Raw genomic sequence first — 26498 nt, 5'->3', positions numbered from 1 at the left:
AACGACCGCCTAGAAAACTGCTTCTCCATTTTCCGTTCCTCCTCCTCTTAAAGAATTTGTATTAGGGCTTTGAGATCCCGCAGTGAATGTATGGCCTGAAGCACAACTGCAGCATCGTCCATACCTTCCGATTTGCCGCAGTCTCGTTATCGGCCAAAAGGGTCGATAACGAATTGGGCCTGGTGTTCTACAATATTGAGAGAAAACGGAAGGAGGCGGACTATTGGGAGAGTCGAGACTCTCAAGCCGGGCGACACTAATTGATTCGTGGCACTTTAAGCCGTGGCTTTTGGTCGGCATTGGGTATTATTTTGCATGGATGCTCTACGTGGTGTTCGATTTGCAAGGGCTTGTTTTCGCGGATGGCGGATGCGATTCCTTGGTTTTAGTTCGCATGATGCTATCAGGGACTATTGCCGCTTGCATGATTCTTGCGATGGTTGCCTCGGAGCGCTTCGATTTTCTGAACACAGGAAAATGGGCGCTGGCCTTGGCGGGAGGAATATCGGCACTTGGCACCGTCGTTTTGGTGTTCTCGCTGAATTATGTGGACTCGTTTGCGCTGATATTCTGCTCCACTGTGCTACTTGGCATGGGCAACAGTGTCCTTTATCTTTCTTGGGGCCGCCACCTTGTAGGAGTTGGGGCGGGTCGTTTAGCGGGGCATGTTGCCATTTCATGTCTGTTTGCCGGTGCGGTTTATGCGGTCCTGCAATTTATTCCTTCTGAATTGGCTTTTGGAATCGTGGTGGCATGTCCCATTGCCTCTGCTGTCACCCTTGTAATATGTGCTGGCATTCCCTCGAGCGTTGAGGCGAGTGCGCAACCTCTCGATTGGCGCACAGGGTTTACGAGGATTCTCCTTTCCTGCCTCGTGGCCGCTTTCTTTTTGGGGATAATACGCGCCCTTCCTGTGTATGGCGCCATTCTTTCCCACGATCGTGTAATGGTGGGTGGCACGGTTGTTGCCATTTTTGCAGTCGTGCTGACAGTTCTGCTGCTAGTGGGGTGGAAGTCGCCTGTAGTGTCCCTGTATAGGGCATGCTCTATTCTTCTGATCGTGGGTTATGCAACGATTTTCTTCAGCGTGGAGGCCGCCCCCTTGCTTTCTTTGGGGTTCATCATGGGAGGAAGCGTTTTGTTCGAAGGACTTATGCTTCTTCTGTTTCCCTTTATTACGGTGCATACGAAGACACGGACGATTTGTCTTTTCGGGTGGACAGCCGTCGCTCTTCATGTAGGTTCGCTGCTAGGGCTTGTTGCGGGCGATATTCTTGCGTCACTGGCAACGGAATACGAAGTGCTTTTCTCGGCTGCGGCACTTCTGACCCTTGCGATTTTGTTCTTCTTTATTTTCAAGGAGATGGACGTAATCGGGTTTACTGGCCATGCATTTGGGGGCGCGGTCGCCGTCCCATGCAATCGCGATTTGCTTGTGAATGAGATTGCCCTGCGCTTCCGGCTCTCTCCGCGGGAAACCGAGGTGTTTGCGTTGTTGGCCAATGGGAGGTCTCTTCCCTATATTGAAGAAAAGCTTGTTGTCTCCCATTCGACGGCAAAGACCCATGTTCGGCACATCTATGAGAAGACCGGAGTTTCCGGCCGCCAAGAACTGCACGATTTAATCGAGGGGGAGTTAGCCGCTCATTGAGATAGACAACTCGATGGCGCTTCAGGCGAAACAAAAAAGGAGCCATCCGAAGGTGGCTCCTGGAAGGGCGGGTGCGAGGGGGCGGCACGTCGCGGGTTTTGCCGTGCTGCCCCCTTTCCTACTCCGCGTAGCGGAAGAGGGCGGCGACGGGTTGGTCGGTGGGCATCTGATCCTGCTCGACGATGTAGATGTGGGCGTCTTGGGCCAGTGCCGCCTGGGCGAAGGCGTCGGTGATGTCGGGCGCGGCCGGGTCGATGTAGCCGTCGTCGACTGGGTTGGGGTTCCCGTCGAAGGTGACGGTGCCGGTGTTGATGTCGAAGCCGCCGGGGAGGATTTTGCCCTTCACGAGGAACAGCGCTCCCACGCGGCGCTCGGCCAGTGCCATGCCGATGGCGTCGAAGTCGTCCGAGGCCTTGCCGTGGGCCGCATCGGCGCCGAACTTCTCGGCGGTTTCCTTGATGTTCGCATCGCGGATGCCGTCCATCACGGTCAGCGACTCTTCCAGAAGCGCCTTGCCGTCAAGACCGGCGGGATCCTTCTTGATGCCGACGGGCAGGAGGTGGCGCAGCGTGGAGAGCTTGCGGAAGGCGTGCTCGTACTCCTCGTCGCAGCACAGGATGATGGGAGTGGCGTCATCGCGCACGAGGTAGTCGTTCACGGCCTGGTTCACGTAGCGGAACCACGGCAGGGCGTCGTCCTTCTTCACCTCGTTGCGGGACTGGCGGTCATGGTACTGGCCCATGTGGCCTTCCAGGGTGATGTAGTCCAGCGCGCCCAGCTCGCCCTTCTTCATGTCGGCGGCGGTGTCGTCGCTGTTGGCGAACAGCTCGCTGAAGAAGTCGTGCACTTCCTGCGGCAGCTGCTGGCGCTCCACATGGGTGCGGTCGCCCTTCACCCAGCTGAAACGGTCGTTGCCCAGCTCCAGCACGTAGTACTCGGTGCCGTACTGAAAATTGCGCAGCAGCGGCTTGACGAAGTAGGTGTCGCCGGCGGCCACCATGGGGTCGGGGGCGAAGAATAGGTTGTACACGTAGATGTCGTCGTTGCTCATGAGGAAGCCCAGGCCCTCGCCGGCGTGCAGCCAAAGCGGCATGTCCGGATGCTCGAGCAGGTAGTCGGCCTTTTCCACAATGCCCTTATAGGCGTCCTTGTCGTAGGTTTCCGCAAGGGTGCGCTCGGCGTCCTTCATCAGATCCTTGAACATGTCACGATCCCAGATATCGCGGCGCTCCTCGCGCTCGGTGTGGTGCACGGGGATGTAGAGCGACACGACGGGCGCGGTCACATCGGCGAGGATGGCCGGATCGAAGTCCTCCATCACGTGAATGCTATCGGCGGTCTTCCGCAAGGTCTCCTTCTCGTCTTTCATGACGAACCTCCAAAGTGGTCGGGAACACAAAGTGCGCGCAGCAGTGTCGCCGCGCCGTTGACGTTGGAAGGCGACGGCGCGTGGTGCAACTGATGTGCTGGAAAGAGCATAGCCCCCGACGAGGAAAATCGGGGGCTATGAGCCAGCCTGTGAACGGGCGGTTGCCGAAATGCAGTTTAAAGTTGATTTGGCCGCTCGCCTTTAGTTGCCTTTAGTCGAGGTAGCGCTTCACGTTCATGGCGCGCATGGCGTTCAAGATGGCGATGACGGCCACGCCCACGTCGGCGAAGACGGCCATCCACATGTTCGCGATGCCGAAGGCGGCCAGCACCAGCACGGCGAATTTGATGCCCAGGGCGAACACGATGTTCTGCCAGACGATGCCCATGGTGCGCCGGGCCAGGTGAATGGCGCGGGCGATGTCTGCGGGGTTGTCGTTCATGAGCACGATGTCGGCGGCCTCGATGGCGGCGTCCGACCCCATAGCGCCCATGGCGATGCCGATGTCGGCGCGGGTGAGCACCGGCGCGTCGTTGATGCCGTCGCCCACGAAGGCCAGCTTGCCCTTGCCGTGGGTGTCGCGCTCGGTTTGGGCGAGGAGCGCTTCCACCTCGGCCACCTTGTCTTGGGGAAGCAGCTCGGCGTGCACCTCGTCGATGCCGAGTGTGGCGGCGACGGCCTGGGCCACGGGCGCGCGGTCGCCGGTGAGCATGACGGTCTTCTTCACGCCGGCCGCCCGCAAGTCGGCGATGGCGCGCACGGCGCCGGGCTTCACGGTGTCGGCGATGGCGATGGCGCCCAGGTAGGTGCCGTCGGCGGCCACGTAGAGCACGGTGCCCGGGGCCTCGACGGCGGTGAAGGCGATATGGTGGGCCGCCATGAGCTTGCCGTTGCCCACGAGCACCTCGCGCCCGTCCACGACCGCCTCCACGCCCTGGCCGCTCACCTCGCGGACGTCGCGCACCCGCTCGGCCGCCACTGCGGCTCCGCGATAGGCCCGCACCGATTGCGCGATGGGATGGGTGGAAAAGGTCTCGGCCGCCGCGGCGATGTCAGCAAGCTCGGCCTTGCTTACGCCGGGGGCACAAACGAGCTCGGTCACGGAGAACGTGCCGTCGGTCAGCGTGCCGGTCTTGTCGAATACGACGGTCTCGGTGGAGCCTAGGGCCTCCAGGTAGTTCGACCCCTTCACCAGAATGCCGAGGCGCGAGGCGCCGCCGATGCCGCCGAAGAACGACAGCGGCACGGAGATGACCAGCGCACAGGGGCACGACACCACGAGGAAGGTGAGTCCGCGCAGCACCCAGTCAGACCACTGGCCGCCGAACAGCAGCGGCGGCACGACGGCGAGCACGGCGGCCACGCCCACAACGACGGGGGTGTACACGCGGGCGAACCGCGTGATGAAGTTCTCGGTGCGGGCCTTCTTCTCGGCGGCGTTTTCCACCAACTCCAGGATGCGGCTCACGGTGGAGTCCTCGAAGGGCTTGGTGGCGCGCACGACGAGTTTGCCCGTCAGGTTCACGCAGCCGGAGATGACCTCGTCGCCCGGGTGCGCCGTGCGGGGCACCGACTCGCCGGTAAGCGCCGCGGTGTCGATCTGGCTTTCGCCGGTCAGCACCGTGCCGTCGAGCGGGATGCGCTCACCGGGCATGACGATGAACTCGTCGTCGGGGGCCAGCTCGAAGGGATCGATCTGCTTCAGCTTGCCCTCTTCCATGACGTTGGCGTACTCCGGCGCGATGTCCATCATGTCCGCGATGGACTGGCGCGACTTGTCAACCGCGTAACTTTGGAACAGCTCGCCCACCTGGAAGAACAGCATCACCGCCGCGCCTTCGGCCATGTGCGGCTCGGTGTCGGGGAACAGCACCAGCGCGAACGCGCCGAAGGTGGCCACGGTCATGAGGAAGTCCTCGTCCAGCGCGTGCCCGTGCGCAAGGCCTCGCAGCGCGCCGGCGATGACGTCGTAGCCGGCGATAAGATAGGGGATGAGGAAGAGCGCGAACTCGGCGTACACATCGCCGGGGGTGCCGAAGGCGGCGCGCAGGATGCCGGTTTGGGTCGCCGCTTCAATGGCGACGAACAGCACGAGGGCGACGATGATGCGCGTGAGGAGTTTCTTCTGCTTCGGGTTCATGGGGAATCCTAACGGACGATGCGGCAGTCTTTCTCGTAGCTGGTGCAGACGGCCTGGGCGGCGTCGACGATGGCGGACAGGGCCTCGGCGTCGGCGGCGTCCGCGTCAATCATCAGCTTGCTCGTCATGAAGCTGATGGATGCCTTGTTCACGCCGGGCAGCTCGTTGATGCCGGCTTCCATTTTCGCGGCGCAGTTGGCGCAATCAAGGTTCTCCAGTTTGAATGACTTGCGCATGGTGGTTCCTTTCAGTGTTGTTCCCACTCGCTAGGAGGGGCCGGTTCGGTGAATCGGGGGCAGGGTTACTCGCACACGTGGGTCATGCCCTGGGCGAGCATGGTGTAGACGTGGTCGTCGGAGAGGGCGTAGATGACGTTCTTGCCGTCGCGGGTGGCCTTCACAAGGCGCGCCTGCTTCAACGTGCGCAGCTGGTGGCTCACGGCGCTTTGGGTGCAGCCGACGACGGCGGTGATGTCGCCGACGGATAGGCCGCCGCCCATGAGCGCGAACAGGATCTTGATGCGGGTGGTGTCGGAGAAGGCCTTGAACAGGTCGGCCACGTCGAACAGCAGCTCCTCGTCGGGCATTTCCGCGAACAAGCCGGCCGTGGCCTCGCGGTTGCAGCCGCAGGGGCAGGCCTCCAGCGATGCGCAGGCGCCTTCCACGATTTTGCCGGCTTCTTTCTCTATGGCTGTCGGTTCGCTCATCTCAGCTCCTTGCAAACTATTAAACATATGAGCAACTGTTCATAAGTATAGGCACCGCCACCGTTCTGTCAAGGGGCGGAATAAAAGATTTCGTTTGGAAGAGCAACGGAAGGGGAAGCGTAACGGCTCCGTCGCCATCGGAAGGCGCGCCAAAGCTACCATTGAAAGCAGAAAACGCGATAGGACGCAGTGCCGCATGCTTTTGCCTTGCACGATCCGGCCAATTCCCCATCATTGATATGAGCTGGGGAAGAAGGCGCGGTCGGTCGTCCCGTCGCGCCCGATGCGAATTTGAAAGGTGTTGCAATGAAGGCTTACCAAATCGTCGATGCCGACTTCGTGAAGCGCGAGATAGGGCGCATGCCCATCGTGGACGTGCGGCCGCCGCTGCGCTACGACACGGCCCATATTCCCTCGGCCATCAACATTCGGCTCGATGTGGCCGCCGCCTCGGAGGATCCTGCCGAGGAGCTGGCCGAGATGTTCCAGGACAACGGCATTTTCCCCGAGGACGCGGTCATCGTGTACTGCCAGATGGGCGTGCATGCCAAGATCGCCTGCGATTACCTGGCGTCGGCGGGTTACAGTAGACTGTATCTGTACGCCGGCAGCATGAACGACTGGATGCGCGACCCGGCGCGTCCCGTGGAGGCCTCGTCGGTTGCCTTCGCGAAGGCGTCGTAGGAGGGCGCGAAGACCTGCGGGCCGGACGTCTGGGGCTGCCGGTGCCGATGCCGATGCCGATGCACCCGTCGCGACGAAACGATGACAAGGGTCGTCTGTCCGTGGCAGGCGGCCCTTCGCTGTCCTACCATAGGCGGGAGACATCGACGCGGGAGGCCCGCGTTCGCGAAGACGGGAGGCTGCCATGACCACGGAAGAGAAGCGCATCGACGAGGAGAAGTCCTCGCAGCTCGATAGGCCCGAGCCCATTCCCGGGTTCCCCGAATTCGGGCACATTCCCTTTGAGGGGCTGCACAACACGCGCGACTTGGGCGGCATGCCGACGGCCGACGGGCGCACCATCGCGCCGGCGAAGCTCCTGCGCAGCGGCGCGCTGCACAAGGCGAGCGAGCAGGATCTGGCGCGGCTCGTGGGCGACTACGACCTCGCCGGCGTCATCGACTTCCGCACCCAGCTCGAGCGCGACAAGGAGCCCGACCCTCGCGAGCTTATGGAAGGCGTGGTCTTCTACGACTTCCCGGCGCTGACCGGCGAGACCATCGGCATCACCCACGGTGCGGGCATGGCCGAGGACCTGAAGACCTTCGCCAGCTACAACGCCGGCCCCCACGAGCTGGTGTGCGGCATGTACCCGCAGATTCTGCTGGACGAGGCGGGGCGGGTGGCCTATACGTCGTTTCTCGAGGTGCTTCTGGAAGGCGCCGGCGGAGCCTATCTGTGGCACTGCACCGAGGGCAAGGACCGCGCTGGTCTGGGCGCGGTTATCGTGGAGCGGGCGCTCGGGGTGCCCGAGGCCTACGTGCGCGCCGATTACCTGGCCACGAACTTGTTCGTGCGCAACCGCGCCGAGGGGATCGTCGACGCCATCAGCAAGAAGCTGGGTCTCATGAAGGGGCTCGACGCGGACATCGACTCGCTGTTCTACGCCTACAACGACTACTACGATTGCGCCATGGCGGCGGTGAACGCCAACTACGGCTCTTTCGATGCCTACCTCGCCGAGGCCCTGGATTTTGGCCCCGAAAAACGCCAAGCTCTCCGCGCGAAGTATCTCCGGTAGCCCGCCCTCCCTCGCGCTGCGCCTGCTCGTGCGGCCTTGAGCAATCTCGCCCGTCCGCCCGTAAGGGCAGACCTTGGTCTGCCCTAATCTCCCTATCCTCCATCCATTCCGCACTTTCTCGACATTTCACCTCGTAGAAATACCTCAGCGCGCGGGGAGGTGTAAAATCGCCCTCGAACATTTCGCGACCCAAGGAGGCATTGTGGCCGAGTCCGCTACCCCGGAACAGAAAGTCATCGTCGTCGATTTCGGCGCCCAGTACGGGCAGCTCATCGCCCGTCGCGTGCGCGATTTGCACGTGTATTCCGAAATCGTGCCCTGCGACATCACGGCCGAGGAGGTGCGCGCCATCGCGCCGGCGGCCATCATCCTGTCCGGCGGCCCGGCGTCGGTGTACGCGGAGGACGCCCCCTCCATCGATCCCGAGATTCTTGCCCTGGGCATTCCCGTGCTCGGCTTCTGCTACGGGCAGCAGGCCATGGCCGTGGCGCTCGGCGGGGAAGTGGGACATACCGAGAAGGGCGAGTACGGCCCGGCGGTCATCACGCGGGCGGGCGAGTCGGCGCTGTTCGACGGCACCCCCGGCGAACAGACCGTGTGGATGAGCCACCGCGATGCTGTGAGCCGCGTGCCCGAGGGCTTCTCCATCACGTCGCGCACCGAGGTGTGCCCGGTGGCGTCCATGGAATACCCCGAGCGGCGCCTGTTCGCCACGCAGTTCCACCCCGAGGTGCGCCACACCGAGTTCGGCCAGACCATGCTGCGGAACTTCCTGTTCGGCGTGTGCGAGCTTGAGCCGGATTGGACGATGGACTCCATCATCGACGACTCCATCGAGGCCATCCGCGCCGAGGTGGGGGACGACCGCGTCATTTTAGGCCTTTCGGGCGGCGTGGACTCGTCCGTGGTGGCGGCGCTGTGCGCCCGCGCCATTGGCAAACAGTTGACCTGCGTGTTCGTGAACCACGGCTTTCTGCGCAAGGGCGAGCCCGAGGAAGTGGAAGAGGTGTTCACGAAGCAGTTCGACGTGGACTTCATCCACGTGCACGCCGAGGAGCGCTATCTTGAGCTTCTGCGAGGCGTGACCGACCCGGAGCAGAAGCGTCGCATCATCGGCACGCAGTTCTGGAAGGAGTTCTTCGCCGTGGCGGAGGATCTGGCCCAGGACGGGCGTCCGGTGAAGTACCTGGCCCAGGGCACCATCTACCCCGACATCATCGAGAGCGGCGCGCGCAAGACCGGCGGGAAGGCAAGCACCATCAAGTCGCACCATAATTTGATTCCGTTCCCCGAGGGCGTGCATTTCGACCTGATTGAGCCCTTGGATCATTTCTTCAAGGACGAGGTACGCGCGCTGGGCACGGCGCTGGGGCTGCCCGACTACATCGTGCACCGCCAGCCCTTCCCGGGGCCGGGCCTGGCCATCCGCATCATCGGCGACGTGGACGCCGAGAAGCTGAGCATCCTGAAGAACGCCGACGCCATCGTCCGCGAGGAGCTGGACACCTACAACGAGCGCCTGTTCGCCGAGACAGGCGAGCGCAACAGCGAGCACAGTGTCTGGCAGTACTTCGCCGTGCTGCCAGACATCAAGTCCGTTGGCGTCATGGGCGACGAGCGCACCTACGCGCGCCCGGTGATCCTGCGCGCCGTAGAAAGCTCGGATGCCATGACCGCCGACTGGGCCCGCCTGCCCTATGACGTCCTAGCCCGCATCTCCGGCCGCATCGTAGCCGAAGTCCCCGGCGTGAACCGAGTGGTGTATGATATCACCAGCAAACCGCCCGCAACGATCGAGTGGGAATAGTAATAGAACATTTGTTTGTGATTTTCATACGGTTTCTAGCGGTTCCAATGGCGACCGATGACGACATTTCAGAACGTCCGCACCTGCAAACCGCATGATTCCGAAATCAGATAGAAACTCACAAGGCTCCTCGAAAGAATCGAGGAGCCTTTTCGTTTCCGCAGGTAGACGCATGGTCGGTTGTCACCCCATGGCAAACGGGCATGGGTCGAACGAGCCTGAAACGACTCGAACGGAACCGAAGGGAACCGACGCGAACCGAAGAACCTGCAAGCCGACGAGAGGCAATGATGGCGGGAGGCTTGCAGGTGCCGCCGAAAATCGACGAAACTCAAACGAAACTCACCCGGAAAAACGAAACTCAAGAATGACGGATGCCCCTGGCGGAGAGCCTGGAAGTGTCATTCTCGCAAACTCACGAAGACGGTCGGATTTCGCTATTACTCCTCCCGAGTAGCAGCAGAGGGCTTGCGGGCCAAACTACCAATCCCTGGAAGTGGGCAAGCGCAACCCTTCGAGATCGTCCCTGAATTCTTCGAGCATGCGCTTGAGGATGGGAATCGCTTTCAGCTCGCGGGTGGCTTGGTCCTTCGCCTCCTGGGGATAGTCCTCGGGAAGTCGCTCTGCGCCGTACGGGTCGGGGGCCTCTGACATCTCCTCCTCGAATTCGGAATGACGTTCGCGAAGAAGGATCTCGAAGCCTTTACGTTCTTCCTCGTCTTGGAAGATGACGACGGTTTCGAGGAACCGCCTGCGCGCTATCCTGGCATCGCCGTAGTTCTCGTCGAAGAAGAACTCGTTCAGGTTCCAATCCAAAGAATCCCTTGTGTAGTAGCAATACATGAGATTGAAATCCAGGCTGCGCCGATTCCAGCGCACGAAGGAACGCGACGGGGCGGGCGCGAAATACCTGCCGCCGTCGAGGGCGATGCCGAGAGTGTCGAATATGCGAGTCTGGAAATAGCGGATCTCGATCATATACCAGCTCGGACTAGGGTCTGTCTGGTTCAGCATGTAGTACTCGTAGCCGTCCCGCTCGTCGTCCGAATAATGGCAGACGGTAAACTCCGGAGCGTACAGATAATACTTGTCCTCCGTGCCGACCACCTCGGAGAGAAACCTCCAATGCTCCTTGTCTTCGAGCATCACCTTCACCCTCGCAAGAGGAGATTCGTCGAGCGAGAAGTGATGGCGCCAGATGTCCTCCACTTCGTTCCACGACGCTCCTTCGTCTATGGGCGTGTTCGAGTCGACGCGTCGCGTGTGGACCATATGCGCGCGCACTTTCCCCGACCCTTTCGAGAGGGAATAAGGCATATCCTCCCGCCTGCTCACGACGCATAGGATGTCTATTGTTCCCCCGTCAAGCTCCATTGGCTCCACGACCGCGAAGGGAGGCTGACCGTTGTCCCATTTTGTCTTCGAGAGCATATCGACGATCATCTGGTTCGCCTTCCGTTCGGCATGATCATTGTTCTCGACATCGCACACCGAATAGCCCTCTTCCTCGTCTATGCCGATGAAGAGGTACGACACGTCGCTCTCGAGATTGTTGGCAAGGCATAGTATGTCGTGGATCAGCTCGGAATTGTCTTTGTGCCACTCCTTCTTGAAGTCCCAGTAGGCGCCTTCGCGCTTCAATGCGATGAGCTTCGGAGCCTCTTCTTGGATTCTTGATAGAAGGCTGCCGATAAGGCGCGCCCTCGAAATCCTCCTCGAATCGCCTAGCATCCGCCAATCCCCATCTTCCAGGACTCGTATTCCTCGGGGGTTATCTCTCCGCGGTCGAGCGCATCCACCTGGGATTCCCAGGCCTTGATGGCGGCGGCGAGCTTAGGCGCCTTCTCCGCGCCGGGCGCGACGGCGAGCCTGCCTCCGCCGACGGGCCTGAGCCCGAACTCCTCCTCGATCCTGAAGAGGAGCTCGAGGGCGTCCCTGACGGATTCAGCCTGGACGGGCATGAGGGCCTCGGGGGCGACCCCGAGGGCGCCTGCAATCGCATCCAAGGCGGAGCCCTTCAGCGCCCTCCTGCCCGCCTCGTAGTTTCTGATGGCCGCGTCGGTGCAGCCGGCCCTCTCAGCGAGCTGCCGTTGCGTCATCCCCCGCGACTCGCGCAATGCCCGTATGCGGCTTCCCGTCGTCATCTCTCCTCCTCTGATCGTTTTCCCCATGATACTAGAGAACAAAAACGTTCTCAATTTGTCTTGACCGAACATTTTCGTTCTGTTAGTGTCACGAATTACAGAACGTTTCTGTTCTGTTCATCGAACGAAGGAGGAAGATATGGAGCAGAATTCTAAGCCGGTGATCATGGGCGTCGAGGAGGTCATGCACGCCCTCGGCATCAGCAGGCCCTACGCCTACCGCATCATCAGGATGCTGAACTCCGAGATGGAGCAGAGAGGCTACACCACCATCAAAGGGAAGGTGAGCCGAAAGTATTTCTACGAGCGCTTCCACTGCGGAGACGCCGCCCCCAGACAAGAGGCCCGCTGATGCCCGCCTACATGAACGGGAAGACGGGCTCCTGGTACGTCCAGTGCTACTACAGCGACATCGACGGCAACCGCAAGCACAAGGTGAAACGGGGGTTCGCGACCAAGGGCGATGCCTTGGCGTGGGAGGCTGATTTCCTGGCCTCTGCCGACGGGTCCATGTCGATGCCCTTCGAGGCGTTCGTGAAGAGGTACTCCGAAGACGTGAGGCCAAGGCTCAAGCTCAACACCTGGCTCACCAAGGAGCACATCATCCGCACGAAGATAGTGCCGTTCTTCGGGCCGAAGAGGATGTGCGACATCACCCCCAAAGACGTGGTTGACTGGCAGAACAGGATGGTGGGCTCGTACGACGACGAGGGGAAGCCGTACAGCGGCACCTACCTGAGAACCATAAACAACCAGCTGAGCGCCATCTTCAACCACGCGGTCAAGTACTACGGCCTGGGAAAGAGCCCCGCCACCCCGACAATCAAGATCGGCGAGCGGAAAGGCGCAGAGATGAGGTTCTGGACGAAGGAGCAGTACCTCGCGTTCAGCGAGGAGGTGATGGACAAGCCAGCCAGCTTCTACGCGTTCGAGATCCTGTACTGGTGCGGCTTGAGGGTCGGCGAGCTCCTCGCCCTCGAACCGAACGACATCGACCTTGGAAAGTGCCTCATCCACGTCACCAAGAGCTACCAGCGGATTCGGAGGAGGGACGTCATCACCTCCCCCAAGACGCCCAAATCGAAGAGGGATGTGGTCATGCCGGAGTTCCTCGCGGACGAGCTCGCCGATTTCCTCGGATCCATCCCTGAGGAGCGGCGCGCCTGCCGCATCTTCTGCTTCACCAAAAGCTACCTGCACCACGAGATGAAGCGCGGCTGCGCCGCATGCGGGCTCGAGCCCATCCGGATCCACGACCTTCGCCACAGCCACGTCTCGCTCCTCATAGAGATGGGGTTCAGCGCGATCGCCATAGCGGACCGGCTGGGGCACGAGACCTACGAGATGACGCTTCGCTACGCCCACCTCTTCCCCAGCAAGCAGTCGGACATGGCAGCGGCGCTCGACCAGGGAAGGAGGCCCTGATGTCCAGGCCGATCGTCGACTACAAAGGGCGCCGGCGCAGCAAGACGATAGCGTTCCGGGTCTCGCCGGAGGAGGACGAGGTGATAAACGCCCTCGTCGCGGCAAGCGGCATGACCAAGCAGGACTACATAACCTCCAGGCTCGAGTGCCGCGACATAAACGTCAGCCCGAACGTGAGGGTCTATAGGATGCTGCGCGACCAGATGAAATCCGTCTACGTCGAGCTCAGGAGGCTCAGGAGCGCCGACGGCATCGACGAGCGCCTCATCGAGCTCATGCAGGTGCTGACGCGCGTGTTCGTCGACCTCGGCGCCGACGAGCTCGGGGCGGTCGGGGACGACGTGGCGCAGCAGGACGCGGCGGTTCTCAGGATGGCGAGGGGCTAGCTCCGCCGGGCGGCCCGGCAAGGGCTTCCCCCGAGCAGCCGACCCTCAGACAGCCTCCTGGGGGCATTCGCGGCACGGCGGGCTCCGTTCGATCGGATCGCCTTGCCTCCTCCTTGGGCATCAAAGGCTCGCACAGCCGCCCGATGCGCCCCGCAAGGGTCGCGATGCTTTTCCGATTTCTTTTGCCGCCCGAGAGAAAAGGCGAAAGCGGCAAAACAAAGCGCCCTCCGGGCTTCGGAAAACCAACGGCCCGATGGGGCGAGGAACGCGCCTTCGCTTCCTCCCTTGCGGGGCGCGGCAGGCGGTGCGGCCCCGATGCCACAAGGCGGGGCAAGGGGCTCCGCCCCAACCGAACGGAGGTCACCATGAACACCAATCCCACTCTCCAGGACAGGGCGGTCGAGGCGGCGGCCCGCTTCCTCGAGGTCCGCGGCTACGAGACGCTCGCGACCGGGTGGAAGTCGCCCGAGACGAGAGGAACCATCGACCTGGTCGCACGCGACCCCGAGTCCGACGACCTCGTGTTCGTCGACGTCTCCGCGCGCCCGAACTCCGGCGCCGGCTTCGGCGACGGGAGGAACGATCGCGAGACGATGGAGCTGCTCGCGGTCTCCTGGCTCGTCGAGAACGACTTCGCCGAATCGGTCGGCGTGAGGTTCGACAAGATCAGCATGATTGTCGTCGGAGAGGACCGCGCGCTGCTCAGGCACCACATCAACGCCTTCGGCGAGGCCTAGGACCTCCGGCCCGCCTGGGCAGGCCCCCTCCGGACGGAGGGGGCCGTTTGCAGGCGGCTCGCCCCATGGCGAACCGCCACCCCATGGCGAACGGTCAGTATTAACAGAACGTTTCCGTTCTGTATACTCGGGGTAAACGCCATCGACGATCGCAGAGAGGACGGAGGAAGCATGAGGACGCTCGCGATATCGAACTACAAGGGCGGGGTCGGAAAGACCACCACTGCAGTCAACCTCGCCACCATCTACGCCAGGCGGGGCCTGAGGACGCTCCTGATAGACCTGGACCCGCAGGCGTCGGCCACGGACTTCTTCGGGCTCTACGACCGCGCCGCGGCCGAGCGTCGGGGAGCCGTCGAGCTCCTCTACGGGAACGCGCCCGTCGGCGACGTTGCCTTCGAAACCGAGGCCGATGGGCTCTCCGTCGTGCCCTCGACCATAGAACTCGTCGACCAGAACGAGCTGCTCCTGCGCGAGCAGCGCCTTCGCTTCGCGCTCGACGACTGCGCGGGCGACTACGACGTCTGCATCGTGGACTGCAGCCCCACGATGAAGCGCCTCGCCTTCAACGCCTACCTAGCCGCTGCGGGCGACGGCATGGTGATCGTGCCGGTGAAGCTCGACTCCACCGTCATGCGCGGCACCGCCCTCACGGTCAGCGCCATCGAGTCCATCTCCGACGCGCTGCGCGTGCCCACGCCCGCATGGCGCATCCTGCGCACGTGCGTGCCCGGGCTCATGACCAACGCGGAGGCCACCGGGGCCGACGTGCTCGACGCGTACTTCCCCGACAACCAGTTCGCCACCGTCATCCACGCGAGCTCGAAGGTCTGCGAGGGAAGCTGGCAGTGGCAGCCCGTCGCGGCCTTCAAGCCGAACAGCCGGCCCGCCAAGGACTACGAGGCGCTCGCCGAGGAGGTGCTCCATGGCTAAACCCACGACATCGGGGTTCACCATCTCCGGGCTGCTCGACAGGAGCGCATCGACCCGCAACGACTACCCCGTCGAGAGGATCCCCATCGAAGAGATAGCCGATCACCCCGCCAACGCCGCCTACTCGATGGACGAGGCCGGCATCGCGCAGCTCGCGAAGAGCATCGAGGAGGAGGGGCTCACCGACCTGCCGCTCGTGCGCAAGCTCGACGACGGCGGCTGGCAGATGGTGAGCGGGCACCGCCGAAAGGCGGCCTACGCACTCCTCGCGAAAGAAGATGAGAAATACGCCCAGATCCCCTGCCGCGTCATCCGGGGCATCACCGACGAGCAGTCGGTCATGCTGCTGCACGCCGCCAACTACTTCGTGCGCAGCCTCACCGTGACCGAGCGCGCGGCGGCGAGCCGTGCGCTCGGCGTGGAGGTCGAGCGCATGCGCGCCGAGAACCCCGAGCTTTCCGGCGTGCGCACCGAGGACATCAAGGCGGCGATCATATCCGAGCAGACCGGACGCAAGGTATCGGGCAAGACCATCCAGCGCCAGGAGTCGCTCGCGCGCAAGATCGAGGAGAGGCTCACGCCCCAGTGGCGCGAGGCCGCGCTCGCGGACGCGCTCTCGGCGGACGCCGTGGGGATCCTCGCCGATCTGGATTCCGATGCGCAGGACCGGCTCCATGCGACATGGCGGGCGCAGCCCCTGGGCAAGAAGGAGACGACCGAGTTCCTCAAGAAGTCGACCGCCGAGCCCGCCGCCGAAGAAGACGTGAAGGGCCCCGCGCCCAAGCCCGCGGCGGCGCTCGCAAGCGCCCTTCGCGCGCTCAGGCGCTACGAGTCGAAGGCGGAAAACCCGCCGAGCGGGCTGGACAGGCAGGTGCTCGAGAAGATCTCGAGAACGGCCAGCAGGCTCCTTGGACGCATTTAGTCCCATGCAGGCGCCCGAAGGGGCTCCTGCACCGTTTCCAGCAAGTAGCCTATCTCGTATACACGAGATAGATGGCGGCCTGGGCGCACGGCGCACCCCGCCCCGGAGCCCAGAGCCCGAAGCGGAGGCGACGCCGCCGGGCGCGCGAAGCTGCCGCAAGCTCCCCGGCCCGCGCCATGCGGGGGATGCCCCGCGCCCCTGGAAAGAGCGCCGCCCGAGCCTCCACCGCATCGGGGCGGCGGAGGATGCGAAGGATGGAGAAGATGACGAAGGTCTTGAGATACGACAACGTGCTGACCGCCCGCGTGAGCGACGCGGACTTCCGCGCGGTCTGTGAGCGCGCCGACGAGGAGGGGCTCACCCGCTCCGAGTACCTGCGCTACGTCGCCCGCATGGTCGCGGACGATGCCGAGAACGCGAAGCGCGGAGGCGTGCTGCTCGACGGACTCTCAATGCGCAGGCTCTCCCGCGAGCTCGTCAGGTGGGGGCACCACTACAACCAGGGCGTGCACGCCCTCAACTCCATCAAGTTCGCGCTGGACCACGGAAGGGGCGACCTGGAGTGGGTGTCCAGCAAGCTCGACGAGTGCGCGCTTCTGCTCGCGCAGGTCGACGAGGGTCGCTGCGAGATGGCGGGCGAGCTTGCCTCGCTCGAAGGCCGTGCCATAGTGGGCGGAGACTAGCATGCCGCTGCTGAAGCCCATAGCCGGCCACACGGGATGCGCCGGCATAAAGCACTACCTCGAGAAGGGAGGGCGCGCCCTCGGGATCATGGTCATGAACTTCGCATGGCAGGAGGAGCGCGCCTTCGAGGACGTCTCGGCCGCCCCGGCCGGGTTCGACTGGGCGGACTCGATGGACGCGACGAGGCGCGCCTGCGGCAACGACACCCCGTATCGGGGCAAGCCGGCGAGGACCTTCAAGCATTTCGTCATGTCGCCCGATCCTCAAGACGGCTTGACCGCAGACCAGGTGGCGGAGCTCGCGAGCGCCTGGGCGCTCAGGCACTTCGCCGACTTCGAGGCGGCGATTGTCCTGCACGACGACAACGAGCGCAGGATCCCCCACGCCCACATCGTCGTCAACAACACCAACCTCGCCACCGAACGCAGGCTGCAGACCCCCGACCCGCTGGAGCTCAACCGCAGCCTTCAGGATCTCGCAGAGGAACGCGGATATCGCTTCATGCGCAACGACACCGTGAGGGAGGAGGACGAGGGGCAGACGCGCAAGGCGACGCCCGCGACGCTGCAGAGCGTATACATGCGGCGCGCCGAGCGGGAGATCCAGAAAGAGGGTGGCTACTCGTGGGTCGCAGACATCCGCAACCGGGTCACGGTGGCCAAGGCGCTCGCCCGCAACGAGGACGAGTTCATGGCCGTGCTCGAGGCGCTCGAAGTGGATGTTTCGCAGAACTCGGAGAAGTCGTGGCGACGTGACTGGATCTACTCGCTTTCAGACCACCCCACCTGGCGCATCGGAGGCGAGAAGCTGGGGCTCTCCTTCGGCCAGGAGGCGCTCAGGCGGCGCTTCGACAGGATCGCCGCCTGGCACCCAGCCCCGGCGGCATCCCGACGGATACTCTCCGAAGCCGAAAGCGCCATCGAGCTGAACGACCTGTCGGAGCTGGAACGTCTCGCCGGCGCGATAGAGGCGTTCATGTCCGCGAACGCGCACAGCCTGGCAGACCTCGACAGGAGGATCGAAAGGCTCGAAGGCCGCGCCGACGGCGATTCCGCCGAACGGGCGGAAGCGCTGCGCGAGGTGCGCGCATACGCGGCGGCGAACAGGCTCCTGCCCGAAACCGCGCAGACAAGGCGGCAAAGGCAGCCGCAGGGCGAGGAAGCGCCCGTCAGGCGCGGCGACGCGAAACCGCGTAGCCGCGAGACGCAGGCACAGCAGGAACGGCGGCGAGAAAGGAGGGAGCTCCGATGAGGGTGGAGGTCGCCTACCGCGGGCGCATCGAGGCGTTCGACACCGACCGTTTCACCGAGGCGCAGCCGTTCTCGGGCAAGAGCATGCTCGCCGATCTCACGCTCGACTACGCAGACGTCGAGAAGAAGGGCCTCTGGCTCACGGCGCACTGCTACGCCGCGAACGAGGCCTACCGGACAGACGGCGGAGAGGCCCCCGAGGCGAGGCGCGAGAAGGGCTGGAGGTTCCAGCTCGCCACCCCGAGAGAGGCCGCCGGAATCGAGAGCGTCACCCTGGACGGCTCGACGGTGCTCGCGAGGCTCTTCGGCGAGCTCGTGGACGTCGCCAGGGTAGATCGCGCTTGCGCCCTCTTCGTCGGGCCCGGAGGGTCGCTCGCCAGCCGCATCGTGAGGCTGAGCGGCTACCTGGCGAACGACGACGAGAGGCTGGCGGCAAGCCAGGCGCTCATGGCGGAGGCGGTCGGCGTCACTCCGCTTACACTCGAAAGGGCGGTCGAGGCCGAAGCGGCACAGGAGGTGCCAGCAGACGACATGGAAGACGATTGGATGGAAGGATTCGGAAATGATTAAAGCGGTGTTCAGGGGAATCGGGGCGTTCGTCCGCTGGATGTTCAAGGCGGTGTTCCGGTTCATGTAGGCAAGGCGCACCTTCCAATCGCCGTTTCACGCGCAATTGCATGCGAAAAGAAGGATAATTGAGAAACGGCGCGCATTCCGTCCCTCGAGACCGATCCCTATCCAAGCACGAAAGATCGAAGCTATGAACGAAATCGCAGAAGATAATAAAAGAAAGCCCAAGCTCACCGTCGAGGAGCAGATAGAGCACCTGAAGTCCAAGGGCGTGACCTTCGAGCTGTGCGACGAGGGAGAGGCCTCTCGCATCCTCTCCGAGCAGGACCACTACTTCCGCCTCGCGGCGTACCGCGTGCTCTTTCCCAAACGGGTGGGCGGCAAGCACGACGGCGAGTATGCCGAGCTCGACTTCGGGCAACTGGTCGACCTCGCGGGGATAGACCAGGAACTGCGCAGGTTCCTGCTGCCGCTCACACTCGACGTGGAGAACGCCGCCAAGACAAAACTCGTCGAGAAAATAACCGACAATCGCAACGAGGACGGCTACTCCGTCCTCGCCGACTACCTCACGCACCTCAACCACGCCGAGCGCAACAGGCGCGAAGGCGAGATCTCGCGCTTGGAGAACGACGCCTACCTCGGACCGCTCGTCGAGCGCTATCCGCTAGACGAGATGCCGGCATGGGTGTTCCTGGAGCTGTCGTCGTTCGGCGCGTTTGCCAGCTTCTACCTCTTCTGCGCAAACCGATGGGGCGATACGGAAATGAGAGATGACCATTACCTTCTCAGGCGAGCGAATTCGCTCAGGAACGCCGCTGCCCATTCGAGCGCCATCATCAACGGCTTGGGTATCTCCTCGGCCACGTCGACGAGATACCCCGCATCGGTCGCGAAAGCGCTCGGCGACGCAGGTGTCTCGAAGCGCCTGAGACGATCCAAGATGCGCAATCCGCGAGTGCTCCAGACGACGGTGCTCGCCTATGCCTGCAACCGTTTCGTCACCCGAGAAAGGCAGGCGAGAGCATACGACGGATTCCTGGCATTTAGGCAACGTGCAGAGGAGAACTCGGATTGGTACAGGGGGAACACGACTATCATCTCGGCATACGACTTTCTGTCAAAGGTCTTCCAGGCATGGCTGAGCCAACGGTGATACTGGTAAATCCTATATGCTCGATTTGACAAACGGGCCGCAATCACGATAATTATAGCCAGACAGAAACCTTCGGGTTTGCGGGGCGGGATCGCGAAAGCGTTTCTGCCCTATTTTTTTGGGGTATGTAAATATACTGGTTGAGTTCGTTAAATCAGTGGTTGGTGATACCACTTACCAGATTTGTTGAACAATTGGTTGGCCATTAACCCAAATGAGGGACCTAGGTTGTAAAATACATGGTTGGGAATGTATTTTACGCAGAGAGGTCCGACCATGGCCGATAAGACCGCGTTCGACTACGTTAATGAGATATGGAGCATCGCGAACTACGTGCGCGACGTCATCCGCCCCGCCGACTACAACAAGCTCATCCTTCCCTTCGCTGTGCTGAGGCGCTTCGAGTGCGCCCTCGAGCCTACGCGGGCGGCCGTGAGCAGACAGGCCGCCAAGGGAGTCTGGGACGACGACGACCCGAAGTACTGCGCCCTCTCCGGCCACTGCTTCTACAACGTCACGAGCTTCACGCTCTCCAACCTCGGGGCGACGAAGACCTGTGACGCCCTCATGGCCTACATCAACGGCTTCTCCGTGAACGCCCGCGAGGTCCTGCAGCGCTTCGAGATGCGCCAGACCTGCGAGAAGCTTGATGAGAAGGGCATGCTCTACGAGGTGTGCACACGCTTCTCGGGCTTCGACCTCGGGCCCGAGACGGTCTCCGACCGCATGATGACCGACATCTACGAGCACCTCATCCAGCGATACGGCGAGGAGATCTCGCAGGACGCCGAGGACTTCATGACGCCGAAGGACGTGGCGAGGCTCGCCACGGCGCTCCTGTTCGCGAACGAGGACACGCTCCTCAACGCCGACAACGGCGACATCCGCACGCTCTACGACGGCAGCTGCGGCACCTGCGGCTTCATCTGCGACGCGCTCGACCAGCTCGACGAGTGGCACGACAAGGGGCACTTCAAGAGCCCAACCAAGATTGTCCCCTACGGCCAGGAGCTCGAGGACGCGACCTGGGCCATGGGCAAGGCCGCGCTCATGCTGCGCAATATCGCCGGGGGCTCGGGAGACGTGCTCGACCAGATGACCGACCTGTCGGCCGGCATCATGCTCGGCGACACCCTCGACGACGACAGGTTCGAGGGACGCACCTTCAACTACCAGCTCACGAACCGCCCTACGGCAAGGAGTGGAAGAAGGAGAAGGACGCCGTCCTCGAGGAGATGGGCCGTGGGTTCGATGGCAGGTTCGGCGCCGGCAAGCCCGACATCGACGACGGCAGCATGCTCTTCATGCAGAACGTCGCGGCGAAGATGGCCCCTCCCAAGGAGGGCGGCGGGAAGGCCGCCATCGTGCTCTCGGGCTCCCCGCTGTTCAACGGGGATGCCGGCAGCGGGCCATCGGGCATCCGCCGCTGGCTGTTCAGCGAGGACCTCGTCGACTGCATCGTGAAGCTGCCGACCGAGATCTTCTACCGCACGGGCATCGCAACCTACATCTGGGTGCTCAACAACCACAAGCCGGAGAACCGCAAGGGGTACGTGCAGCTCATCGACGCCTCGGAGGAGAAGACCGCCCTGCGCAAGAGCCAAGGGAACAAGCGCTACGAGATCGGCGAGGACCAGGCCGCGTGGATCGTGCGCACCTACGTAGACGGGCACGACCACGGCAGGTCGGTCATCGTCCCGGTCGAGAACTTCATGTACCGCAAGGTGACCACGCAGCGCCCGCTGCGCGTTGTCATTGAGCCCTCGGTCGATGGGCTGGATGCCCTCTTTACCCTCAGCAAGCCCATGGAGAAGCTGTCGGACGCGAGCCGCGCCGCCATTCGCTCCTGGGTTGAGAAGAACGAGGGCGCCTCGCTCACATACAGCGAGGTCCTGGCTGCGACCGAGAAGCTTCACAAAGCGATCGAAAAGCCCAAGCCACAGAAGGCCGCCCTCGCCGACGCCCTCGTCAAGGTCTTCGGACGTCGAGACCCGTCCGCGACTCCCGCAATCGATGCGAAGGGCAATCCGGTGTTCGACCCCGAGCTCAAGGACACGGAGAACGTTCCAATCGGCATGGAAATCAACGACTACATGGCGACCGAGGTGCTGCCCTACGCTCCCGACGCCGTGGTGGACGAGTCCGTAAAGGACGAGCCGAAGTACGACGCCAAGAGCGGGCTCACGGCCAACCCGCTCGGCGACGGCGGGGTTGGCGTCGTCGGAACGACCATCTCGTTCAACAGGTATTTCTACAAGTACGAGAAGCCTCGCGACCCGCAAGTCATCGCTAAGGAGATCCTCGAGCTCGAGGACGGCCTCGGCGAGCTCATGAGGGGGTTCCTGGCATGAGGGAGACGAAGGACAGTGGCGTTGACTGGATCGGCGAGGTGCCGGTCAACTGGGAAATCGTTCCGATAAAGGCGGATGTTTCAATTGGACATGGCTCCGACCCCACAACGCCTGGTGATATTCCGGTTTGGGGCAGCGGGGGCGAACCCTTTAAAACCTGTGGCGAGCATAAGAATGGGCCAGCGGTGCTTCTTGGACGAAAGGGAACATTAGATTGCCCCCAACTTGTTACCGGGCTCTACTGGAACGTCGATACAGCTTTTGATGCGAAAATCACAAGTAAAAAGCTCTCACTGAAGTTCTTCTACTATGCTGCAACCTGTGTTGACATTAAGCCATATATGACCAACACGGCTAAGCCGAGTATGACTCAATTTGACTGGGACAATTCGAGAATCCCCCGCCCTCCACTTGCGGAGCAGCGACGAATCATCTCATACCTCGATGAGCGCTGCGCGGCCATCGACGAGGATGTCGCGAAGCGTCGCGATGTCATCGGGAAGCTCAAGGAATACAAGAAGTCACTCATTGCGCATGCCGTGACGAAGGGCCTCGACCCGAACACAGAGATGAAGGACAGCGGAGTCGACTGGATCGGCGAGGTGCCGGCGAATTGGCGTCTAACGAAAATCGGACAGGTCTATGACCTGCGCAACACGAAAGTCAGCGATTGCGATTACGAGCCATTGTCCGTAACCATGCAAGGCATCGTTCCTCAACTTGATAGCGCTGCCAAGACCGATGCGCATGACGATAGGAAGTTGGTTATGGAGGGAGACTTCGTAATCAACAGCAGGTCAGATAGACGTGGATCATGCGGAATAGCAAGACAAGATGGCTCCGTATCCCTTATCAATACGGTACTTATCCCCCGAGAACATATGGAGCCACGCTTCTATGACTGGTTGTTTCACACGACCCTATTTGCTGATGAGTTTTATAAGAACGGTCACGGAATAGTAGACGACCTTTGGACCACAAAATGGGCAGAGATGAAGGGCATCACCATAGTTGAACCCCCATTTGAAACGCAAATAACCGTCGCGAACTACCTCGACGAGCGCTGCGCGGCCATCGACGAGGCAATCGCCCGCCAGGAGCAGCTCATCGAGAAGCTCGGCGAGTACCGCAAGTCCGTCATCCACCACGCCGTGACCGGCAAAATCGACTGTATGGAGGCCTAACCATGACAAAGGTCGATATGCATATCCCAGGCAAATCCGATCTCGACGTCAGTTTCGACGGCAGCCGGAAGATCCATCAGGAGGCGCCGTTCGAGCGCTACATATCTCGCAAGGTCGCAGGGCTGGAGCATTCGGGCTGGGCCCTCTCACCTGACGATACGGGGTTCGACCCGAACGACGCACTCGTGTTCGACGACTTCGTCGCCTGGCTCGAGGCCACCGCGCCGGAGAAGCTCGACAAGATGCGCCGAGAGAAGGGCGCCCGCTGGGCCGACCAGCTGAAGCGCGCCCTGGTGAAGAGTCTCGAGAGGAACGGCACCGTCCTCACGCTGCGCAAGGGCTTCCAGATGGCGGGCTATCAGACCATCGAGTGCATGGCGGGCTACCCGGACGACGAGCGCGTGCCCGGGGCGAGGGAGCGCTACGACGCCAACATCCTGCGCTTCATGCACCAGGTCCACTACCAGACCGCCGGGAGCAAGTCTCTCGACTTCGTCCTGTTCGTCAACGGCATCCCCGTCGCCACCGGCGAGGTCAAGACCGAGCTCACCCAGACCGTGCGTGACGCCATCGACGAGTACGCCGACGAGCGTAAGCCGGTGGAGCCCGACGGCGGCAGGAAGAACCCGCTGCTCATGTACAAGAGGGGCGCCGTGGTCCACTTCGCCGTCTCCGAGGACGAGGTCTGGATGTGCACGAACCTCGGCCCCTTCCCGAGCAAGTCGGCGAGGCCCCGCTTCCTCCCGTTCAACCTGGGACGCGACGGCGGGGCGGGCAACCCGGACGCGCCGGAGGGCGAGTACAGGACCCACTACCTCTGGGACACCATCCTCCAGCGCGACAACTGGCTGTCCATCTTCGACCGCTTCGTCTTCGAGGAGGTCGAGGACAGGCAGGACGCGAGCGGCCGGTGGCGCAGACAGGCGACCCAGATCTTCCCCCGCTACCACCAGTTCGACGCCGAGAGGAAGGTCCTGGCCGACGCGCGCGAGCACGGGGCGGGGCGCCGCTACCTCATCGAGCACTCGGCCGGCTCCGGCAAGACCGAGACCATCTCATGGGCTGCGCACGACCTCGCGAGGCTCCGCCGCGCGGACGGCGAGAAGATGTTCTCGAGCGTCGTGGTGGTCACCGACAGGCTGTCGCTCGACCAGAACATAAAGAAGACCATCTCCCAGCTCTCCAAGGTGACGGGACAGGTCGTCATGATCGGCCGCGACGAGAGGGGCAACGCCGTCTCGGACGGCTCAAAGAGCTCCCAGCTCGTCGAGGCCCTGCGCCAGAAGAGGGAGATCGTCGTGGTCACCATCCAGACGTTCCTCTACGCCTGGCCGGACATCGCGGTGCTGCCCGAGCTCGACGGCGCCGGCTTCGCGGTGATCGTCGACGAGGCGCACAGCTCCCAGGAGGGCAGCTCGGCGGCGTCCCTCAAGACCGCCTTCAACGCGGCGGCGGACAAGCTGAAGTTCGAGAGGATGCTCGACTTCGACGACGACTCGGGCGACGACGGGTCGGTCATGGACGCCTACTTCGCCCAGATGCAGGCGAGCAACCTCATGCCGCCGAACGTCTCCTTCCTCGCGTTCACCGCGACCCCCAAGGCCGAGACCAAGACCCTCTTCGGCACGCCGACGGGCGAGGAGGACGAGGACGGCAACCCGGTCATGGGCAGCTTCCACCTCTACCCGATGCGGCAGGCGATCGAGGAGGGCTACATCATCGACCCGCTCTCGGGATACGTGCCCTTGAAGACCCTCACGAGAATCGAGGACGAGTCCGAGGACGCCGACGGGAGACTCGTCGACGAGCGCCGCGCCAGGAGGAAGATCGCCAAGTGGCGCTCGCTCCACCCGACGAACGTCATGGAGAAGGCCAAGTGGATCATCGACCACTTCGTCGACAACGTGGCGCCGCTCCTGAACGGCGAGGCCAAGGCCATGATCGTCACCTCCGGGCGTCCCGAGGTCGTGCGCTACAAGTACGCGATAGAGGCGTACCTCCGCGCCCGCCCGGACCTCGACCCCGCCAAGGTCGAGCCGAGGCTGCGCTTCAAGGTGCCCGGCGAGCCGCTCGTCGCCTTCTCCCAGAAGGTCCTGGGCGACAGGTGCGTCCTGCCCGAGGACGAGTACCTCGAGGACAACCCGTTCGCCCTCATCGAGCGCGGATACGAGTACACCGAGGCCAACATGAACCCGACCGGGCAGGGCCCGGTCGAGAGGGCGTTCGACCGCCCCGAGAGCAGGCTGCTCATCGTGGCCAACAAGTTCCAGACCGGGTTCGACCAGAAGAAGCTAGTCGCCCTCTACGTCGACAAGCCGCTCGGCAACGCCATCGAGATCGTGCAGACCTACTCGCGCGTCAACAGGACGTGCTCCGGCAAGGACAGGGTCTTCGTCGTCGACTTCGTGAACGACCCCGAGACGGTTCTCGCCGCCTTCAAGACCTACGACAAGGGCGCGACGATGAGCGCGGCCCAGGACCCGAACGTCGTCTACGACCTGAAGGACGCCCTCGACGCGGCCGACGTGTTCGCGACGCGAGACGTCGAGGGGTTCAAGGAGGCGCTCTACAGGTCCAAGGGCCTCGCAGCCGGCGGGGAGAGCGATGCCTACAGGACCGCCCTCTACTCCGCCGTCTCCGGGCCCGCCGAGATCTTCCGCGAGAGGTTCGCGGCGGCCAGGGACTCCTACGAGACTTGGCTGGAGTGCGCCAACCGGGCGGAGGCGGCCGGCGAGGCCGAGGAGGCGGAGAGGGCCAAGAGGAGCGCGGACGAGGCGGCGGGACGCGTCGCGGAGCTGATGACCTTCAGGAAGAAGCTCTCCAAGTACTGCTCCGCCTACACGTTCCTGTCCCAGGCGCTCGACTTCGGCGACCCCGACCTCGAGGTGTTCTACAGCTTCGCAAAGCTGCTCGGCCACAGGATCGCGGGCACCTCGCTCGACGACGTCGACGTGCGCGGCCTCGTGCTCCGGGACTTCCGCATATCGGCCCAGAAGGTCCCCGAGGGGGTCGAGGGCGGCGAGCTCATGCCGATGGGCGCGGGCGGCTCAGGCGCCGCTCCCAAGCGCGACACCATGGCGAGGATCGTGGAGAGGCTGAACCGCACGTGGGGCGACGAGGGCGACCCCCTCGTGAAGGCCCGAGCCGTCAATGCGGTCTCCGACGCCGTGGCGGCAGACCCCGTGACCAACACGCAGATCACGAACACGAGCAACACGAAGGAGGCTGTCCTCGCGGACGGTGTTAGCGCTACCGTAATAATCGCCGATTGGGCCCCCGCTTCCCGCCAATCGCGCCACCGCACAGGCGCCGATCGCGCTACCGGACTTTGGCCGGCGG

Annotated in this window: 22 protein-coding genes and 1 pseudogene; 17 read left to right on the top strand and 6 right to left on the bottom strand. The window is 63.0% G+C overall.

From position 1 onward, the window contains the following. Nucleotides 1-223 precede the first annotated feature (223 nt). The gene (locus ACYVRU_RS10315) at nt 224-1651 is read left to right on the top strand and encodes a response regulator transcription factor (protein WP_461186107.1); all 1428 of its coding nucleotides are present in this window, start codon (nt 224-226) and stop codon (nt 1649-1651) included. Between the two features lie 118 nt (nt 1652-1769). On the opposite strand, the gene ACYVRU_RS10310 is transcribed toward ACYVRU_RS10315, so the two are convergent. From ACYVRU_RS10310 to ACYVRU_RS10295, 4 genes are all read right to left on the bottom strand, one after another. Continuing rightward, on the bottom strand, nt 1770-3020 hold the full coding sequence (locus ACYVRU_RS10310) for a baeRF8 domain-containing protein (RefSeq protein WP_412668586.1): 1251 nt from the start codon (nt 3018-3020) through the stop codon (nt 1770-1772). Nucleotides 3021-3231: 211 nt separating this feature from the next. Next, complete coding sequence (locus ACYVRU_RS10305) at nt 3232-5160, bottom strand: heavy metal translocating P-type ATPase (protein WP_461186106.1); 1929 nt, start codon at nt 5158-5160, stop codon at nt 3232-3234. 8 nt (nt 5161-5168) lie between these two features. Beyond that, nucleotides 5169-5396, bottom strand: coding sequence for a cation transporter (locus ACYVRU_RS10300; protein WP_161128396.1), 228 nt, complete (start codon nt 5394-5396; stop codon nt 5169-5171). 65 nt (nt 5397-5461) lie between these two features. Beyond that, entirely contained in the window at nt 5462-5866 is a 405-nt protein-coding gene (locus ACYVRU_RS10295; protein WP_181869679.1) for an ArsR/SmtB family transcription factor, read from the bottom strand. Between the two features lie 306 nt (nt 5867-6172). On the opposite strand from ACYVRU_RS10295, the gene ACYVRU_RS10290 reads away from it, so the two are divergent. From ACYVRU_RS10290 to guaA, 3 genes are all read left to right on the top strand, one after another. Continuing rightward, nucleotides 6173-6550, top strand: coding sequence for a sulfurtransferase (locus ACYVRU_RS10290; protein ID WP_161128395.1), 378 nt, complete (start codon nt 6173-6175; stop codon nt 6548-6550). 184 nt (nt 6551-6734) lie between these two features. Further along, nucleotides 6735-7610: a tyrosine-protein phosphatase gene (locus tag ACYVRU_RS10285; RefSeq protein ID WP_452039260.1), complete on the top strand. Its 876-nt coding sequence runs from the start codon at nt 6735-6737 to the stop codon at nt 7608-7610. A 202-nt stretch (nt 7611-7812) separates the two neighbouring features. Beyond that, entirely contained in the window at nt 7813-9417 is a 1605-nt protein-coding gene (guaA, locus tag ACYVRU_RS10280; protein ID WP_114549293.1) for a glutamine-hydrolyzing GMP synthase, read from the top strand. 480 nt (nt 9418-9897) lie between these two features. On the opposite strand, the gene ACYVRU_RS10275 is transcribed toward guaA, so the two are convergent. Both ACYVRU_RS10275 and ACYVRU_RS10270 read right to left on the bottom strand, forming a co-directional pair. Further along, complete coding sequence (locus ACYVRU_RS10275) at nt 9898-11148, bottom strand: RNA-binding domain-containing protein (protein ID WP_015760622.1); 1251 nt, start codon at nt 11146-11148, stop codon at nt 9898-9900. After that, nucleotides 11142-11561 carry a helix-turn-helix domain-containing protein gene (locus ACYVRU_RS10270; protein WP_015760621.1) on the bottom strand — a complete coding sequence of 140 codons (420 nt, stop codon included), beginning with the start codon at nt 11559-11561 and terminating at the stop codon, nt 11142-11144. Before ACYVRU_RS10270 ends, ACYVRU_RS10275 begins: the two co-directional genes overlap by 7 nt. A gap of 139 nt (nt 11562-11700) precedes the next feature. Here ACYVRU_RS10270 and ACYVRU_RS10265 point away from each other — a divergent pair, with 139 nt between their 5' ends. The 13 genes and pseudogenes from ACYVRU_RS10265 to ACYVRU_RS10205 form a co-directional block, all read left to right on the top strand. Continuing rightward, a complete protein-coding gene (locus tag ACYVRU_RS10265) occupies nt 11701-11913 on the top strand; it encodes a hypothetical protein (RefSeq protein ID WP_015760620.1) in 213 nt (70 codons plus the stop codon). Continuing rightward, nucleotides 11913-12986 (top strand): site-specific integrase, encoded by a 1074-nt coding sequence (locus ACYVRU_RS10260; RefSeq protein WP_015760619.1) that lies wholly within the window; start codon nt 11913-11915, stop codon nt 12984-12986. The genes ACYVRU_RS10265 and ACYVRU_RS10260 overlap by 1 nt, the downstream gene beginning before the upstream one ends. Continuing rightward, nucleotides 12986-13372, top strand: a complete 387-nt coding sequence (locus ACYVRU_RS10255) for a plasmid mobilization protein (RefSeq protein ID WP_015760618.1) — start codon at nt 12986-12988, stop codon at nt 13370-13372. Before ACYVRU_RS10260 ends, ACYVRU_RS10255 begins: the two co-directional genes overlap by 1 nt. A gap of 365 nt (nt 13373-13737) precedes the next feature. Continuing rightward, nucleotides 13738-14109: a YraN family protein gene (locus ACYVRU_RS10250; RefSeq protein ID WP_015760617.1), complete on the top strand. Its 372-nt coding sequence runs from the start codon at nt 13738-13740 to the stop codon at nt 14107-14109. A gap of 171 nt (nt 14110-14280) precedes the next feature. Beyond that, the gene (locus ACYVRU_RS10245; protein WP_015760616.1) at nt 14281-15042 is read left to right on the top strand and encodes a ParA family protein; all 762 of its coding nucleotides are present in this window, start codon (nt 14281-14283) and stop codon (nt 15040-15042) included. Continuing rightward, on the top strand, nt 15035-15964 hold the full coding sequence (locus ACYVRU_RS10240) for a ParB/RepB/Spo0J family partition protein (protein WP_015760615.1): 930 nt from the start codon (nt 15035-15037) through the stop codon (nt 15962-15964). Before ACYVRU_RS10245 ends, ACYVRU_RS10240 begins: the two co-directional genes overlap by 8 nt. 263 nt (nt 15965-16227) lie before the next feature. Beyond that, nucleotides 16228-16647 (top strand): DNA-binding protein, encoded by a 420-nt coding sequence (locus ACYVRU_RS10235; protein WP_229026828.1) that lies wholly within the window; start codon nt 16228-16230, stop codon nt 16645-16647. 1 nt (nt 16648) lies between these two features. Beyond that, nucleotides 16649-17899, top strand: coding sequence for a relaxase/mobilization nuclease domain-containing protein (locus tag ACYVRU_RS10230; protein ID WP_013978954.1), 1251 nt, complete (start codon nt 16649-16651; stop codon nt 17897-17899). Further along, a complete protein-coding gene (locus ACYVRU_RS10225) occupies nt 17896-18468 on the top strand; it encodes a hypothetical protein (RefSeq protein ID WP_013978955.1) in 573 nt (190 codons plus the stop codon). The genes ACYVRU_RS10230 and ACYVRU_RS10225 overlap by 4 nt, the downstream gene beginning before the upstream one ends. Nucleotides 18469-18658: 190 nt before the next feature. Beyond that, nucleotides 18659-19624 (top strand): Abi family protein, encoded by a 966-nt coding sequence (locus ACYVRU_RS10220; protein WP_015760614.1) that lies wholly within the window; start codon nt 18659-18661, stop codon nt 19622-19624. 249 nt (nt 19625-19873) lie between these two features. Further along, a pseudogene (locus ACYVRU_RS10215) lies at nt 19874-21975 on the top strand (class I SAM-dependent DNA methyltransferase). Continuing rightward, the gene (locus tag ACYVRU_RS10210; protein ID WP_015760612.1) at nt 21972-23159 is read left to right on the top strand and encodes a restriction endonuclease subunit S domain-containing protein; all 1188 of its coding nucleotides are present in this window, start codon (nt 21972-21974) and stop codon (nt 23157-23159) included. Before ACYVRU_RS10215 ends, ACYVRU_RS10210 begins: the two are co-directional and overlap by 4 nt. 2 nt (nt 23160-23161) lie before the next feature. Next, the coding region (locus ACYVRU_RS10205) for a type I restriction endonuclease (protein ID WP_461186105.1) at nt 23162-26498 on the top strand (3337 nt) is incomplete at its 3' end.

The sequence above is a fragment of the Adlercreutzia sp. CNCM I-6216 genome, from assembly GCF_977113345.1.
Note: the sequence above shows the minus strand (reverse complement) of the source record. Positions and strands in the feature narration are given on the sequence as shown.